This is a genomic window from Cedecea sp. B1(4) (genome assembly GCF_059414925.1).
Genome location: NZ_JCAHMZ010000258.1, coordinates 1 through 338 on the forward strand (window position 1 = coordinate 1; position 338 = coordinate 338).

General features: G+C 64.5%; 1 protein-coding gene. It reads left to right on the plus strand.

Annotated features, from left to right (window positions below):
• Positions 1-8: 8 nt before the first annotated feature.
• On the plus strand, positions 9-338 hold a 330-nt coding region (locus tag ACR6JA_RS22850), incomplete at its 3' end, for a conjugal transfer protein TraG N-terminal domain-containing protein (RefSeq protein WP_494599766.1).

Here is a 338-nt window from a genome sequence, read left to right on the forward strand (position 1 = left end):
CGGCGAAGGTGCCCGTCTGGTGGGCCTTTATGCACACACTCTCGCGAGCAGTGACCGGTGCCTCTGTGGCAGCGATTCCCTGCGGCACCGACTTGCGGCAGATGCGCATGGAGATCGACGCGACGCGCATCGACGACCCGGTATTGGCTCAGGAAGTGGCGGATTTCTCGCGCGACTGCTACGGATCGGCGCGCGCCAAGCTCTTCATGCAGCGCCCGAACCTCGATGAGGCGCAGATGCACGACGTGACCTGGATCGGCTCGCGCTTCTTCACGGATACGGGCGGCTACTACGACAGCTACCGCTCCAGCACACCACGCGATGACTGGCCCTACGAC